Below are 13,734 nucleotides of genomic sequence, written 5' to 3'. Positions count from 1 at the left end.
AACGGCAATACCTACTCAAGATAGGCTTATTTGTTATGTTCTTAAATGGAATCAGGCAATTTGGAAGGTACTTGCTTACTTTTGCTCGGGATGATCATCAATAGGATGTGAGGGACCGGTTTAATATCGGGACCCTGCATAAAGGCGGACTCTTTGTTTTCATTCGCAGGTTGCGTTTAAATAACTATTCTATGGTCGCAAAATCGAGTATAAAAGACTGTAAGAAGTGCTATCTTCTTACGGTCTTTTTTAGTTTTAGTTAATTAAATAAGTATGAAAGTACTTCTTGATGCTGTCCATAAGAGCGTGACGCACACTATGGATGAAAGAAGGAAAAAGCATGCTGGAATTATCATTGAATGGCGTGAAAAAATATAAGGAAGCCACCCTGGTTCTGATGAATATCACGTTTGAGATTTTCACCGGCGAGAAGGTCGGCATTGTCGGTATCAATGGAAGCGGAAAAAGTACCATCCTGAAATTGATTGCGGGGATTGAGCCGATGCATTACTATCCAGGCTACCCGCAAACCTCCAGTTACGGCTATGATGAAGGATTTGTGAGCGTGCCGAAAACTGCAGAGGTTGCTTATCTTGAACAGATGCCGGAGCTGCCGAAAGGACTGAAGGTCATCGATGTTCTGAATTTGGCATTCGAAGAAACTCAGCTCATAGAGAAAAAAATGCGTGACATAGAGGAAGCGATGAAGACGCTCGAAGGTGATGTTCTTGAAAAAGCACTGAAAAAATACAGCGATCTCATTCAGTTATATGAAGTTAAGGGTGGATATGAGAAAGAAGAGAAATTAGGCAGGATTTGTACCGGGCTGAAGTTTGAGGAAGAATTTTTAAACAGGGACTTTGATTACTTAAGCGGCGGTGAAAAAACGACGGTCATGCTCGGGAAGCTCCTCATCAATGCTCCTGATATACTGCTGTTGGATGAGCCGACCAACCATCTCGATATGGATTCGATCGAATGGCTCGAAAGCTACCTGAAGAGCTATAAGGGAATCGTCCTCATCGTTTCCCATGACCGCTATTTTCTCGATCATGTAGTCTCGAAAATCGTGGAAATCGAGGACATGGAATCCAAGACCTACAAAGGGAACTATTCTTCCTTTGTCAGGCAGAAAGAAGAAAATATACGTATTCAATACGAGCATTTCCGGGAGCAGCAAAAAAAGATAGGCAGTATGGAAAATCAGGTAAAAAGCCTCAGGGATTGGGCATTAAGGGCAGATAACAATAAATTCTTCAGGAGGGCTGCGAGTATCCAGAAGAAACTCGATAAGCTGGATCTGATCGATAAGCCTGTTTTTGAAAAAAGAAATATGAGACTCAACTTCAAAGATGCCGTGCGTTCCGGAGAGGTTGCAATCAAGTCTGAGGGTCTGACAAAACGATACCATGATAGAATACTTTTCAACGAGGCTGACTTGGTGATCCAATACGGTGAAAGAGTGTCTCTGATTGGATCGAATGGAAGCGGTAAAACGACGTTACTGAAAATGCTTCTTGGTGAAGAACAATGGGATCAGGGTGATATCAGACTGGGTGCCAATGTAAAACCTGCATATCTGCCTCAGAAAATTCATTTTAAGGATGAACATATGACGGTCCTTGAAACGTTCAGGGAAGATATCTCGATTTTGGAAGGGAAAGCACGCGAATACCTTGCTAAGTTTATGTTTTATAAAGGCAGCGTTTTTAAAAGAGTAAAGCATTTATCGGGTGGAGAAAGGATCAGGTTAAGACTTGCGATGCTTATGTTTCAAGATATTAATTTATTGATTCTTGATGAACCAACGAACCATCTTGATATAGATTCAATTGAAACGCTCGAGGAAGCTCTTGAGGAATTTAAAGGGACAATTTTCTTCATCTCACATGATCGCTATTTTATCAACAAGATGAGTGAAAGAGTGATTTCTATCGAAAATTATGGATTTAAAAGTTACTTTGGAAACTATGATGAATATAAAAGAGAGTTGGACACAAAGAAGAGCTTGCTCTAATAATAACTCGGAGAAGGGGAAAACGATTTCTCTTTCTCTGATTTAATCAATAAGGGGGAAAACAGCATGCGGCAGGAAATTGCAGTAGAAAAAGTGACTGCTAGTTTAAAAAAAGATCGGAGTGTTAGGAGTATTTTCTTAAAGGGGTCTATGGGCAGGAATGAACATGATGAGTATTCTGATATCGATTTATATTGTCTTGTTGAAGAAGGGGAAGAGAAGGAGTTTCTGGGTAGGCGGCTCGATCACCTCAAAGCTTATAAGGAGATGATCTTCTACGATGATATATTCATCATTGCACCGCAGATCATTGCGATTTACGAAGACTGGCTTCACATTGACCTGTTTACAGTGACGGAAAAGACCATTCAAGAGAAAGATTTCTTTACGGTCCTTTATGATCCGGAAAATCTTATGAAAAAGTATGAAGCTGCCCAACACCTGACGATTACCAAAGATGGTTTCAAAGACAGCGTGCTGGATGCCGCTTGGTTTCTATTTCAATATAAGAAAGCAGCAGAAAGAGGCAACCATACCTGGGCTCCTGAGATGCTGCGGCATTCAATGAGGAATGTAACGACCATCCTGTTGTCGAGATACGCAAAAAATCGGGCGCTTCTGGGATTAAAAACCATTCACAGGGACTTGCCACAGGGAAAGCAAGATAAAATTGTTGAGATCTATGAAATGATGACCCCGACTCATCACAAGAAGGCTGCCTGTTACATCGCGAATCTCTTAAAAAATGAGCTTCAATGGATCGAGGAAGAGCTTGATGATGAAGATGTGCAGACGGGTTCATTCATGAAAATGATGGTGGAGACAATTTTGAAAAGGGAAGATGGGAGTTATTGAAAGGCGAGATGACATTTTTAAAGAAGGATTCTGGCTGTTAAGAAAAGGGATGGTATTCAAACAAGAGAACCATCCCTTTTCCTCGTTTTACATCATTTCAAATCAGGATAATCACAATACTCAATAATCGTCCCTTCTGTATCAGCAGGATTTAAATAAATCAATCTTCTTCCATGCTTGTTTACACGGAGACTATCCTCTAATATGCGTATACCCTGTTGCTCCAGTTCCTCTAAAGCAGCATCAAGGTCATCCACTCGATACGCGATATGATGGACACCTTTCCCTTTTTGCCTGATGAACCGCGCAATAGGAGAGGTCTCATTATTCGTCGGTGCAAGCAGTTCCGTCCTGTCACCGTTCACGTCCATGATTGCGATTTCGCTCTCGACGCCCTTTGCATCACTTCTGTACCGGTCGATCAGGGTGGCACTAAGCACATTTTCGTAGAAGTGAATGGTGTCTTCAATGTTCCTGACGGCTACGCCTATGTGGTCTAACGTCTTTTCCATTTCCATTCTCCTAACCTGATTAGTGTGTTCTTTATCTTAACATATTCTAAATGGTACATATAAAGAAAAGAATGGGGACATGAAAAGGGATCTAAGGCCAATCATCTTTTTGAAACTTTCAAAAAAGTTAATCGTATATCAATTAATATCCAATATATTAGTAGAAGACCATCTTAGAAAAGGGGTGTGTACTGTGATTGAGGTTGTAAATGTCAGTAAGCAATATAGTTCGCTTAAGGCACTGGACGGAGTTGATTTTACAATTGAAGAAGGAAGTTGTTTTGGGCTTGTAGGGCCTAACGGGGCAGGGAAGTCGACATTGATGAAGATTCTATCTGGTGTGTTACAAAGCTTCGAAGGGGATATCAGGGTTCAGGATAATTCAGTTGTGAAGGACAGGATGAAAGTCAAACAGAGGATTGGCTACATACCTCAGGATATTTGTTTGGAAGAGACACTTACAGCTCAAGAGAACCTCATTTATTTCGGCAGTCTTTATGGCTTGAAAGGCAAAACTCTTAGACAGAGATCAGCAAAAGTGCTGGAACAGATCGGATTAAAGGAAAGAGGGAAGGATAAGGTGTTGACATTTTCGGGCGGGATGAAACGGAGATTGAACATTGGCTGCTCCCTGCTGCATAAACCAGCGATCATCATCATGGATGAACCCACGGTTGGCATCGATCCGCAATCGCGCAACTCGATTTTTTCGATTATCAATCAACTGAAGGCAGAAGGAAGCACAATCATCTATTCGAGTCATTATATGGAAGAAGTCGAACAGCTTTGTGACAGCATCGGCCTGATCGATAAAGGGAGGTTGATCGAATTTGGAACGATGGAGGATTTGGTTGATAAATACAATAAACCGTCCTTGTTCATTGCAGGTGATCAAGTGAAGATGGAGCTGCTGGCCGGGCATGGTCATGTTGAACCTAAAGGAAATGGGTTCCTGTTAGAGAGTCAAAGGCCATTGAATTCTCTCCACGATCTGATTGGAGAGTTTCGCGAAAAGGGGATCGAACCGAGCAGGCTCGAGCTGTATCAGCCGAAACTTGAAGATATCTTTTTTAAATTGACCGGGACTCAGCTCAGGGATTCATAGAAAAGGAGGATATAACCATGTGGGCAATCGCACGGACTGAATTAAAGAAGAATATACAGGATAAAGGTTTATGGTTTTGGACGTTTATCTTACCTATCGTATTTATGATTGCGTTTGTGGCCATTTTTTCGGGGGATGAGAATACGAGCTACAAGGAAGTCGTCACTCAGATCATTCCCGGTTATACAATCATGTTCGCATTCTACATCATGATCTCCATGGTCATCGTTTTTATAAAGGATCGGGATAAAGGGATGGTCGCGAGGATTGCCAGTACCCCGCTGCCAGTCAGAGACTATTTCATAGGAAAATGGATACCATTCATGCTCATCGTCTTGATTCAGATTGCCGTCCTGTTCACCTTTGGAGTAGTGGTTTATGACCTGCCATTGGGAGATCCGGCTGCATTGATCCTCTTATCCATCATGCTTGCTTTTATTGTTTCAGGCTGGGGGATGGCTCTTTCTGTGCTGGTGAAAACCGAAAATATGGGAATCGCCTTTACACAGGTGATCGCGCTTGGAGGAGCTATGCTCGGGGGTTTATGGCTTCCTGTTGAATTCATGCCGGGCTTCATGCAGACCATCAGCAAGGCGATGCCCCAATATTGGGCAATCGAAGGATATAAGGAAATCATTCTTCAAAACGGAACTGCAGGAGACATTCTCTTCAACGCATTCATCCTGTTTGGGGCAGGACTTGCCGGCTGTGTCATTGCATTTATGGCATATCCGCGGTTTCTGCGGTCAGCAAGAAGCTAATGTTGAATAGGGATATTCCTGTGACTGGCGGTTGATACTTAATTTTACGAGAGGGGGCCGATGATGAGAAACTACGCATTCATTCTCTTTGTGTTATTACTAGTAATCCTCCAAACTGCCTGCTCCCAAGAAGAAGAGAACATCACAGTCCATAATGGAGATCTGCCTCCGCAGAAGACAGAAACGTTTTCTGCGGGGGGACAGAACTTCACCATCATTCCATTTTACGAAGAGACACTTGAATATATTGAAGTAGTGGAGGAAAACAGTCTTCTGAATACACTTGGCACGTATCGATACACCGTGAAGGATCCGCTGCTCGAAAGAATATCAGAACAGAAAATGATCCTTAAAATGGACATCCCTCCCAATGTGACCATAACTCATCGAATTGACGAGTTGAAAGAGCAGACAGCTCAGTTGATCCGCGATCAGGATAAGACCAATGCAGCAATCCAAAACGCTTTGGATGCCTCAACCGGGGTTTTGTCAGGCGGGGATAAAACCATCTATGTACTGCCGGTCAATCCGGATCTCCCGATGGAAGGCATGGGAGGCGTGGCTGCCTGGACGCTCGATGAAGATGTCATTTTATTGCTTCTTGATCCATCGTTTAAGGTAGACAGGCTTTCCTATACGATTGCTCATGAATATCATCACGCTGTTTCGATGGAAAACAATCCAATCTATGATTCATTATTGGACTTTGTCATCTTCGAAGGAAAAGGTGATGCATTTGCACAAAACGTATATCCGGATGTGGAGATCCCATGGACCAAGGAAGTGAATAAAGAGGAGCTTGAAGTAGCATTTGCACAGCTTCAGGAAAGCGGCATGGCAGAAGAGATGGAGCTTTATCAATCCTGGTTCTTCGGGGATCCCTCCATGAGCATTCCCAGATGGGCAAATTATATGATGGGCAATCTGATTGTGCAGAGCTATTTAGCGGATCATCCCGATGTGCCTGTAGAGGAATGGACAAATCTTGAAGCGGAAGAACTTGTCAGGGAAAGTGAATACGAAACGTTATTGGCAGGTTCATAGGGAAGCTGCCGCTTGATGAGGAGAGTAATAGAATGATAGCTGATATGTATAAACGTAGAGAGAAGCTTGCTTATATAGCATTTATTACCTTGGTTGCGATCGGTGCGGGGTTCCTGTTTTACACGGGCGCAGACTCTGTGGAACAGTGGATGGAGGCAGTGGCATTTTTAATGCCGGCACTCATGATGCTGGGGGTTGGAATTGGCAGCCGGAGCAAGTACAAGAAAGTGAAGGGCATCTCAATACCCCGTTCGAGCCGAAATATTTTGGAGATAGATCACATCATCTTTAAAAAAGACGCCAGTTGGATGCCTAAAATGCTTGTTTTCGAAAAAAACGGCAGCTTCTTGGGTTCCTTTCATTTGACTAATGTTCCTTGGTGGGCCAGACTGTTTATTCTTTTAAGATCCTCATCATTCACATTTTTACCGGTAGAAATCGCATTCACCTCGAATAAAGGCGATGTCGTGTTTACTTGCCGACGCAGAGGGTTTAAACAAAGCATTGTGGAAATCTATAATACTCAAGGGGATTTTACAGGTGCATACATACAAGAAGAAATAAAGAGTGTTTTTACGATCAAGGGAGAGCTTAAAGATCGAGAAGGGAAGTGTCTTCTGCAGGTGAAAAGTTCAGGCTTCACCGGCAACTTCACTCTTTATGACAGGGACGGACTTCTTTGGGCGCGTTTCTATAATGGAAGGTTCCCTCATGAGCATACAGAGATTTTCAGGGATGTTTATAATGACATGGTGGGGATGACAAATCGGATTCCTGAAAATCACAAGATATTATTGTTGGGAATGGTCGGGTACCTGTTTATGAATCGCAATAATAGGGATTGAGGAAAAACATAAAGCATATCTATACTTTCGATATGGTAATCATTCGAATTTTAGGAGGAATACCAATGAACCTGGGTGCATTTTCAGTAAGTCTTAATGTGAAGGATATAAACAAATCAAAAGAATTCTATGAGAAGCTGGGCTTTGAAATATTAGGTGGAGACATCTCACAGAACTGGCTGATCTTAAAAAACGGAAATCACATCATCGGCCTGTTTCAGGGAATGTTTGAAAAAAATATACTAACCTTCAACCCTGGGTGGAATCAGAATGCAGAGAACCTTGACAGCTTTACCGATGTCCGTGACCTTCAGAAAGAACTAAAGTCTCAAGGGCTCACCCTTCTGACAGAGACAGTTGAATCTGGTGAAGGGCCTGCTCATATTACACTCGAAGATCCTGATGGAAATCCGATACTTATTGATCAACATAGATAGGAAATCAAATTCAGACAAAATCGGCCAGTTCCCAGGGTAATAAGACTGGGAGACTGGCTTTTTGCATGGTAGAAGGGTATTGCTCAACTCTTAATTGAAGAGTATTTGTTCAATATTCAACTATCAGTTGATACCCTTATATATATCTGTGAGATACACTTGAAGTATTCCATGAAATGAGGTGAGTGCAATGTTCGATATGAACAAAGTCGGAAAACAAATCGCGCAATTGCGGAAAGAGAAGAAGATTACTCAGATGAATCTTGCAGACCAGGTTGGAGTCAGCTTTCAGGCAATCAGTAATTGGGAGCGCGGACAGACGATGCCTGACATTTCAAAGCTTCCGGAGCTCGCGGAGATATTTGGAGTCAGCATTGACGAAATACTTGCGAATGGCAAAGGGATCAGGCTCGTCAAGGAACTAGTGAAAAATGATGATTTGAGTAAAACAGAACCAATAGGAAAAGAAGAATTTATTGAAGCAGCACCGATTTTGACCCAAGATCAGGCAGATCATTTAGTCAATAGTATCAAGGGAGACGTTACTTCGGAAGATCTATTATCGGTTGCTCCCTTCATCAATCAAGGACTGATAGATGAACTGGCAATGAGAGAACTTGAAGCAGGTGGTATCGAAGGCCTTTCAGCCATTGCCCCTTATATCAGTCAGGATATCATGGATCAATGTGCTCTCAAGTCCTTTGAAAAAGGAGGATTATCTTCGTTTACCGTCGTTGCCCCATTCATTAGTCAGAAAGTGATTGACGAATGTACAAAAAAGGAAGTTTCATACAACGGACTGGAGAGCATTGCCTCTATGGCCCCATTCATAAGCCAGCAAGTCATTGATGAGTGTGCCGAAAAAGATTATGAACGCCGTGGCTTGGAAGGGTTCGCAGCCATTGCCCCTTTCATTAGCAAAGAAGTAATAAGGGAATGTGCAGAACATTGTTACCAAACAAAAGGAATAGGGTCCCTAGCAGCCATTGCTCCATTTATTGAAAAGGAGTTTTTGAATGAACTTGCCTGTGATGCAATCTCAAAAAAGAGAAACAGTGAAATGGCCGGGATTGCCCCATTTATTGATCGAGGAGAAAATAATTGAACGTACTTGAAGCTTATCTGGAAATCAGATAGGCTTTTTTTACTGTGAAAGCATTGTATAAATTTGTAATATTTGAAATAATTGAATGTATGAACAACAATGATCAAAAAAGGAGATAATCCATGAATAGACAATCAGATAAAACTGTTTTATGTGAAAACGATTTAAAGGTATTACTGTCAGAAATTAAGTCAGGCCAAAAAGCGTGGGAGGATATAGATCTTGTAATGGCAGTTAGGTCTATGTGCACTCATATTGGATCAAAGGATCCAGTACTCAGGGATAAATTGATCTACACTTTATTCTTTCAACTGATCATTGAAGATAATCTCCTGGAGTCGGACCTCTTAAAGGAGATGCTTCAAAATTGCCTGAATCATCTATTGTTTTATGGAATAGGAGATAAGGAAACGGATACCGTGTTCACCAGGGCGTTTACCACTCTGCTCATCGCCCTCATCTTATTCAGGGATAATGAAGAAGATTTCCTGTCTCAAATGGAGGTTGATCAGGTGAGAGATCATTTGATCAGGTATATCAACGAAGAAAAGGATGTAAGAGGGTATGTTCCCGAAAAAGGGTGGGCGCACAGCATTGCACATGTGGCAGACGCCTTTGACGAGCTTATAAAAAATCCAAAAATCAACCGTGATCTTTATCCTGAGATCCTCCATCCGATATGGAATAAGATGTTTGTAACAGACAGCGTCTATCTGCACGATGAAGATGAAAGGGTGCTCACACCGATTATTGAAATGCTGAACAGAGGTCTTGAGTCAAGCAAAATAGAGAGTTTAGTAGATGGAATAAAGCTTAAATTGGAGAGAAAAAAGCCAGAGCTTGATGAAGAAAAATACTGGCTCCTGGTTTCCAATACGAAAACATTCTTAAAGAGTTTTTATATAAAGATCAATCACTCATCAAAGTACGATTCCATTCGGGTAAGCATTGAAAAGTGTCTGGGTGCACTTTAGTACCGATGAAGTGGAATAATGAATTTGGCAGGAACAGAGGGATTAACATGTCATATAAATTTGAAAAGATGACTCAAAAAGAAGCGGAAGAGATTGCTTACGGCTGGCATTATGATGGTGAGTATGCCTTTTATAATATGGAAGCGGATAAAGAGGACCTGGCTGAATTCCTAGATCCGCAATTCCGGGGAGAAACAGTGTTCACCGCTCTAAAAGAAGAAGCGGTTGCCGGCTTTTTCAGCATATCCAGGTCTGATGACGGGGTATGTGAGATCGGCCTCGGTATGCGGCCGGACTTGACCGGGAACGGGAAGGGAACGGACTTTTTGAAAGATGGGCTGTCCTTTGTCATCAATCAATTTAAACCGAATAAAATCACCTTATCGGTTGCGGCATTCAATCAAAGGGCTATAAAGGTATACATGAAGAATGGTTTCACAGCCATTGATAAGTTCATGCAGGATACGAACGGCGGTACATATGAATTTCTGCGTATGGAATATAATGTTGAATGAAGGTATTTTTTTATAGGGGGATAACAATGAATTTCAAAAAAGAAGAGTATGATCTTGCCTGCTCAGAGGAATTTGACTTAGAGGGATTCGAAGATATAGAGGAATTGGCTGCCCGGTGCAAGTTTTCGAACTGTAGCCACACCGCAGAACCGCAATGTGCTGTTCAAAAATCCATTATTGACGGATTACTCTCGAAAGATCGATTCATTGCCTATTACCGCGAAAAAAATGAAGCCCTGCATGTGGCTAAAGAGAAGAACAAAACAAAAGCAGTCGATTATATGAAACAGAGAAAACTTTTTCAGGAACCTATCATAAAATCAAAGGAGTAAATGGGATGAATCTGGGAAATCCAATTGCTTCCGGCAATACTGCGAGCATCTATCTGGATGAGGGCAATGTAATCAAGATTTTTAATGAACTGCTGCCTTGCGGAGAGGCTGGGTATGAAGCGGATAAACAGAAGCTGGCCTATTCGGCCGGCCTGCCGGTACCCAAAATCCTCGAGGTAAAAATGATAGAGGGAAAGCAAGCGATCATAATGGAGTATGTGCAGGGAAAAACATTGGGAGAACTTATATCAGACTCTCCTGGGGATACCGGGAATTACATGGATCTCTCTGTTGACATACAGCTAAAAATTCATTCAATGAAAATGGATGGGCTTGAACCCATGAAAAGGAAATTAGCCAATCAGATCAAGGGTGCGGGGGAATTATCACAAAGGCTTAAGGATGTCTTAATCAATAAATTAGAGAAGATCACATTCGAGGGAAGACTTTGCCACGGTGATTTTCACCTGAATAATTTAATCATGTCCGAAGGTGGATCCGTAACCATCATCGACTGGATCGACTCGAGCAGCGGGGATATACGAGCAGATGCATACCGTACCTATCTGCTTTATTCACAGATATCATTGGAATTGGCCGAATTATATTTAAGGTCCTATTGTCAGAAAAGCGGTTTATCAAAAGAAGAAATCTTCATTTGGGCCCCAATCGTAGCAGGGGCAAGACTATCCGAAAGCGTCTCGAATGAAAATAGCCAACGGCTTCTTGCCATTGTAAATAAATACTGCCCTTAAAGAAGAAGGCCGTCCCGGAGTGGTTACCGAAAACCACTCCGGGATGTTTTTTTATTTATCATTGACCAGTGTGGTCAAAAGGAGTAATATGGAATTGACCACACTGGTCAATGACTTGTCCATCAGAAGGAGGGCTTGTTTTATATTGTTTAAGACATTGAATATCGATACTGAAAAAGAAGACAGGATTATCAACGCAGCGACAAAAGTTTTTGCCGAGAACGGATATAAGCGTGCTTCCACGAATGCGATTGTAAAGGAAGCCGGTATTTCGAAAGGAATTTTATTTCATTATTTTAAAAGTAAAAAAGAATTGTATTTATCCCTTTATGAGTACCTATCGGATATGTTCGCAGAAAAGATTTATGACCGGATTGACATGGAAGAACGGGATATTTTTGAAATCATCCGTCAAGTGTCGGTCATTAAGTTCGAGTTGTTTTCTACTTACCCTGATTTAATAAATTTCCTGAACAGTGTTTTTCATGAAATTGATCCTGAAGTCAAAAATGAAGTCGATAAGATAAGGGAAAACTTGACCGGGAGCAGTTTTTCTAAATTGTTCAGCAATATTGATGCAGGGAAATTCCGTAAAGGCATCGACGTCGGCAAGGCCATTCAGGTGATTTATTGGACGTTCGAAGGTTTTGCAAATCAGCAGCAGGCAAAGGCAAGTTCGATGTCGGTTGCAGACATTTACAAAGAAGATATCCTCGCAGAGCTCGATTCATATACCGAGCTATTGAAAAAATCATTTTATAAATAATCTTTTAAGGAACAGGGAGGCGGCAGGCATGAATGTAATTGAAATCAATGGGCTGACAAAAACATATGGCTCATCGAGGGGGATAAACAATATCAGCTTCAATGTGGAGGAAGGTGAAATCTTTGGATTCATCGGTCCAAATGGGGCGGGCAAGTCCACTACCATCAGAACCCTTCTTTCCTTGATCAAGCCGACAGGCGGGAGGGCAGCCATATTTGGGAAGGACTGTGTTGAGCATGCCCCGGAAATTGCAAAAGATGTTGGTTATCTGCCTTCAGAAGTTTTCTACTATGACAATATGAAGGTGATGGACCTGCTGAAATATTCCGCGAGTTTTTACAAGAAAGATTGCAGCGCCCGAATCAATGAGCTGGCATCCAAACTTGATCTTGATCTCACAAAAAAAATCGATGACCTTTCACTGGGTAATAAAAAGAAGGTCGGCATCATCCAGGGACTGCTTCATGAACCTAAGCTGATCATCCTTGACGAACCCACATCAGGACTCGACCCGCTCATGCAGCAGACTTTCTTTGATCTATTGAAAGAAGAAAACCGAAAAGGAGCGACTATTCTTTTTTCCTCACACATCCTCAGTGAAGTGCAGCGCATGTGCGACAGGGTGGCAATCATTAAAGAAGGTGAAATTGTCCAGGTTGAAAAAATCAGCACACTCAAGGAAAACAATCATAAGAAGTTTAAAATCGAAGTGAAAAACGAAGTGGAGTCATCCCATTTTGACATGCCGGGTGTGAATAATCTTGAGACAAACGGTCACCATATCAGCTTCTTGTTCAGGGGCGACATTAATGAAGTGATGAAGAAAATCGCTGAAATCGACATTGACAATCTGTGGATTGAAGAGCCTGATCTGGAAGAAATCTTCATGCATTATTATGAGAAGGAGGCGTGATCCTCCATGAATATATATCTGTATGAACTGAAGGCGTACCGTAAGAATACGATTATGTGGACACTTGCGCTTGTGGGGCTCGCACTTTTGTTCATGTCGATGTTCCCGCCGATCGCAAAGGAAATCGACGAATTCAAGAAGGCGCTGGAAGGTTTTCCGGAAGGTGTACGGAAAGCTTTGGGGCTCCAGGTTGAGACCATCGGGTCCGTCAATGGGTACTATTCATATACATTCCTTTATATAGCGCTTTGCGGGGCCATTCAGGCAATGACCCTAGGAATATCGATTGCTTCTAAAGAAATACGAGAAAAAACCGCGGATTTTCTGTTAACTAAGCCAGTGACACGTTCAAAGGTGTTGGTTTCGAAATTACTCGCGGCGTTAACCAGTCTTGCAATTACGAACATCGTGTATGTTGCAGCAGCAGTGGCGATTGCCAATCTGGTAGCGAATGAAGAGTTTAGTTTGACTGCTTTTCTATTAATCTCTCTGAGCCTCTTCGTCATCAGTATGATCATGTTTGCATTAGGTACGGTGCTGGCAGTTCTTTTTCCAAAAATAAAATCCGTTGTCAGCGTTTCACTTGGTGTAGTGTTTGGGTTCTTCGTATTGGGCATGGTTGCCGGCTTGGAGGAAACAGGCCGTTATCTGTCTCCATTCAAGTATATTGATTATGCGTATGTGATGAGAGAAGAGACCTATGAGTGGGAGTTCATGATCGTAGGCGGGGCTATCATCCTGCTTTGTTTTATTATCAGCTTCATCGTGTATAAGAAAAAGGATATTCATACGGTATAG

Annotated in this window: 16 protein-coding genes; 15 read left to right on the top strand and 1 reads right to left on the bottom strand. The window is 42.0% G+C overall.

Translation table 11 applies throughout. The features are described 5' to 3' along the window. The first annotated feature begins 340 nt into the window (after positions 1-340). A complete protein-coding gene (abc-f, locus tag AS034_RS12665; protein ID WP_082641682.1) occupies positions 341-2,017 on the top strand; it encodes a ribosomal protection-like ABC-F family protein in 1,677 nt (558 codons plus the stop codon). A gap of 66 nt (positions 2,018-2,083) precedes the next feature. After that, positions 2,084-2,872 carry a nucleotidyltransferase domain-containing protein gene (locus AS034_RS12660; RefSeq protein ID WP_058298700.1) on the top strand — a complete coding sequence of 263 codons (789 nt, stop codon included), beginning with the start codon at positions 2,084-2,086 and terminating at the stop codon, positions 2,870-2,872. Between the two features lie 92 nt (positions 2,873-2,964). Here AS034_RS12660 and AS034_RS12655 read toward each other — a convergent pair whose 3' ends face one another. Next, positions 2,965-3,384 carry a VOC family protein gene (locus AS034_RS12655; protein ID WP_032088316.1) on the bottom strand — a complete coding sequence of 140 codons (420 nt, stop codon included), beginning with the start codon at positions 3,382-3,384 and terminating at the stop codon, positions 2,965-2,967. Positions 3,385-3,577: 193 nt separating this feature from the next. Between AS034_RS12655 and AS034_RS12650 the strand changes: the two genes are divergently transcribed. The 13 genes from AS034_RS12650 (at position 3,578) to AS034_RS12590 (ending at position 13,734) form a co-directional block, all read left to right on the top strand. After that, complete coding sequence (locus AS034_RS12650) at positions 3,578-4,489, top strand: ABC transporter ATP-binding protein (protein WP_058298699.1); 912 nt, start codon at positions 3,578-3,580, stop codon at positions 4,487-4,489. A gap of 17 nt (positions 4,490-4,506) precedes the next feature. Further along, entirely contained in the window at positions 4,507-5,250 is a 744-nt protein-coding gene (locus AS034_RS12645) for an ABC transporter permease (protein WP_032088318.1), read from the top strand. A gap of 63 nt (positions 5,251-5,313) precedes the next feature. Then, the gene (locus tag AS034_RS12640) at positions 5,314-6,294 is read left to right on the top strand and encodes a DUF2268 domain-containing putative Zn-dependent protease (RefSeq protein WP_058298698.1); all 981 of its coding nucleotides are present in this window, start codon (positions 5,314-5,316) and stop codon (positions 6,292-6,294) included. 32 nt (positions 6,295-6,326) lie between these two features. Next, the gene (locus AS034_RS12635) at positions 6,327-7,139 is read left to right on the top strand and encodes a hypothetical protein (protein WP_058298697.1); all 813 of its coding nucleotides are present in this window, start codon (positions 6,327-6,329) and stop codon (positions 7,137-7,139) included. A gap of 65 nt (positions 7,140-7,204) precedes the next feature. After that, the gene (locus tag AS034_RS12630) at positions 7,205-7,576 is read left to right on the top strand and encodes a VOC family protein (protein WP_032088321.1); all 372 of its coding nucleotides are present in this window, start codon (positions 7,205-7,207) and stop codon (positions 7,574-7,576) included. Positions 7,577-7,766: 190 nt separating this feature from the next. Then, positions 7,767-8,681 carry a helix-turn-helix domain-containing protein gene (locus AS034_RS12625; protein WP_058298696.1) on the top strand — a complete coding sequence of 305 codons (915 nt, stop codon included), beginning with the start codon at positions 7,767-7,769 and terminating at the stop codon, positions 8,679-8,681. A gap of 122 nt (positions 8,682-8,803) precedes the next feature. Next, complete coding sequence (locus tag AS034_RS12620) at positions 8,804-9,655, top strand: DUF2785 domain-containing protein (RefSeq protein ID WP_058298695.1); 852 nt, start codon at positions 8,804-8,806, stop codon at positions 9,653-9,655. Between the two features lie 47 nt (positions 9,656-9,702). After that, on the top strand, positions 9,703-10,170 hold the full coding sequence (locus AS034_RS12615) for a GNAT family N-acetyltransferase (RefSeq protein WP_058298694.1): 468 nt from the start codon (positions 9,703-9,705) through the stop codon (positions 10,168-10,170). Between the two features lie 26 nt (positions 10,171-10,196). Continuing rightward, positions 10,197-10,502, top strand: coding sequence for a ribosome small subunit-dependent GTPase A (locus AS034_RS12610; protein WP_058298693.1), 306 nt, complete (start codon positions 10,197-10,199; stop codon positions 10,500-10,502). Between the two features lie 5 nt (positions 10,503-10,507). Next, entirely contained in the window at positions 10,508-11,257 is a 750-nt protein-coding gene (locus tag AS034_RS12605; protein ID WP_058298692.1) for a phosphotransferase family protein, read from the top strand. Between the two features lie 145 nt (positions 11,258-11,402). Next, positions 11,403-12,023, top strand: coding sequence for a TetR/AcrR family transcriptional regulator (locus AS034_RS12600; RefSeq protein ID WP_231938042.1), 621 nt, complete (start codon positions 11,403-11,405; stop codon positions 12,021-12,023). Between the two features lie 28 nt (positions 12,024-12,051). Then, positions 12,052-12,936, top strand: a complete 885-nt coding sequence (locus AS034_RS12595) for an ABC transporter ATP-binding protein (protein ID WP_058298691.1) — start codon at positions 12,052-12,054, stop codon at positions 12,934-12,936. 6 nt (positions 12,937-12,942) lie between these two features. Beyond that, on the top strand, positions 12,943-13,734 hold the full coding sequence (locus AS034_RS12590; protein ID WP_058298690.1) for an ABC transporter permease subunit: 792 nt from the start codon (positions 12,943-12,945) through the stop codon (positions 13,732-13,734).

It is taken from the genome of [Bacillus] enclensis (assembly GCF_001456935.1).
Taxonomy (GTDB): domain Bacteria; phylum Bacillota; class Bacilli; order Bacillales; family Bacillaceae_B; genus Rossellomorea; species Rossellomorea enclensis.
Note: the sequence above shows the minus strand (reverse complement) of the source record. Positions and strands in the feature narration are given on the sequence as shown.

What these genes read in the sequence shown, in the direction of transcription:
- abc-f (WP_082641682.1), top strand. Translation starts at nt 341, where the DNA reads ATGCTGGAATTATCATTGAATGGCGTGAAAAAATATAAGGAAGCCACC.
- AS034_RS12660 (WP_058298700.1), top strand. Translation starts at nt 2,084, where the DNA reads ATGCGGCAGGAAATTGCAGTAGAAAAAGTGACTGCTAGTTTAAAAAAA.
- AS034_RS12655 (WP_032088316.1), bottom strand. Translation starts at nt 3,384, where the DNA reads ATGGAAAAGACGTTAGACCACATAGGCGTAGCCGTCAGGAACATTGAA.
- AS034_RS12645 (WP_032088318.1), top strand. Translation starts at nt 4,507, where the DNA reads ATGTGGGCAATCGCACGGACTGAATTAAAGAAGAATATACAGGATAAA.
- AS034_RS12640 (WP_058298698.1), top strand. Translation starts at nt 5,314, where the DNA reads ATGAGAAACTACGCATTCATTCTCTTTGTGTTATTACTAGTAATCCTC.
- AS034_RS12635 (WP_058298697.1), top strand. Translation starts at nt 6,327, where the DNA reads ATGATAGCTGATATGTATAAACGTAGAGAGAAGCTTGCTTATATAGCA.
- AS034_RS12630 (WP_032088321.1), top strand. Translation starts at nt 7,205, where the DNA reads ATGAACCTGGGTGCATTTTCAGTAAGTCTTAATGTGAAGGATATAAAC.
- AS034_RS12625 (WP_058298696.1), top strand. Translation starts at nt 7,767, where the DNA reads ATGTTCGATATGAACAAAGTCGGAAAACAAATCGCGCAATTGCGGAAA.
- AS034_RS12620 (WP_058298695.1), top strand. Translation starts at nt 8,804, where the DNA reads ATGAATAGACAATCAGATAAAACTGTTTTATGTGAAAACGATTTAAAG.
- AS034_RS12615 (WP_058298694.1), top strand. Translation starts at nt 9,703, where the DNA reads ATGTCATATAAATTTGAAAAGATGACTCAAAAAGAAGCGGAAGAGATT.
- AS034_RS12610 (WP_058298693.1), top strand. Translation starts at nt 10,197, where the DNA reads ATGAATTTCAAAAAAGAAGAGTATGATCTTGCCTGCTCAGAGGAATTT.
- AS034_RS12605 (WP_058298692.1), top strand. Translation starts at nt 10,508, where the DNA reads ATGAATCTGGGAAATCCAATTGCTTCCGGCAATACTGCGAGCATCTAT.
- AS034_RS12595 (WP_058298691.1), top strand. Translation starts at nt 12,052, where the DNA reads ATGAATGTAATTGAAATCAATGGGCTGACAAAAACATATGGCTCATCG.
- AS034_RS12590 (WP_058298690.1), top strand. Translation starts at nt 12,943, where the DNA reads ATGAATATATATCTGTATGAACTGAAGGCGTACCGTAAGAATACGATT.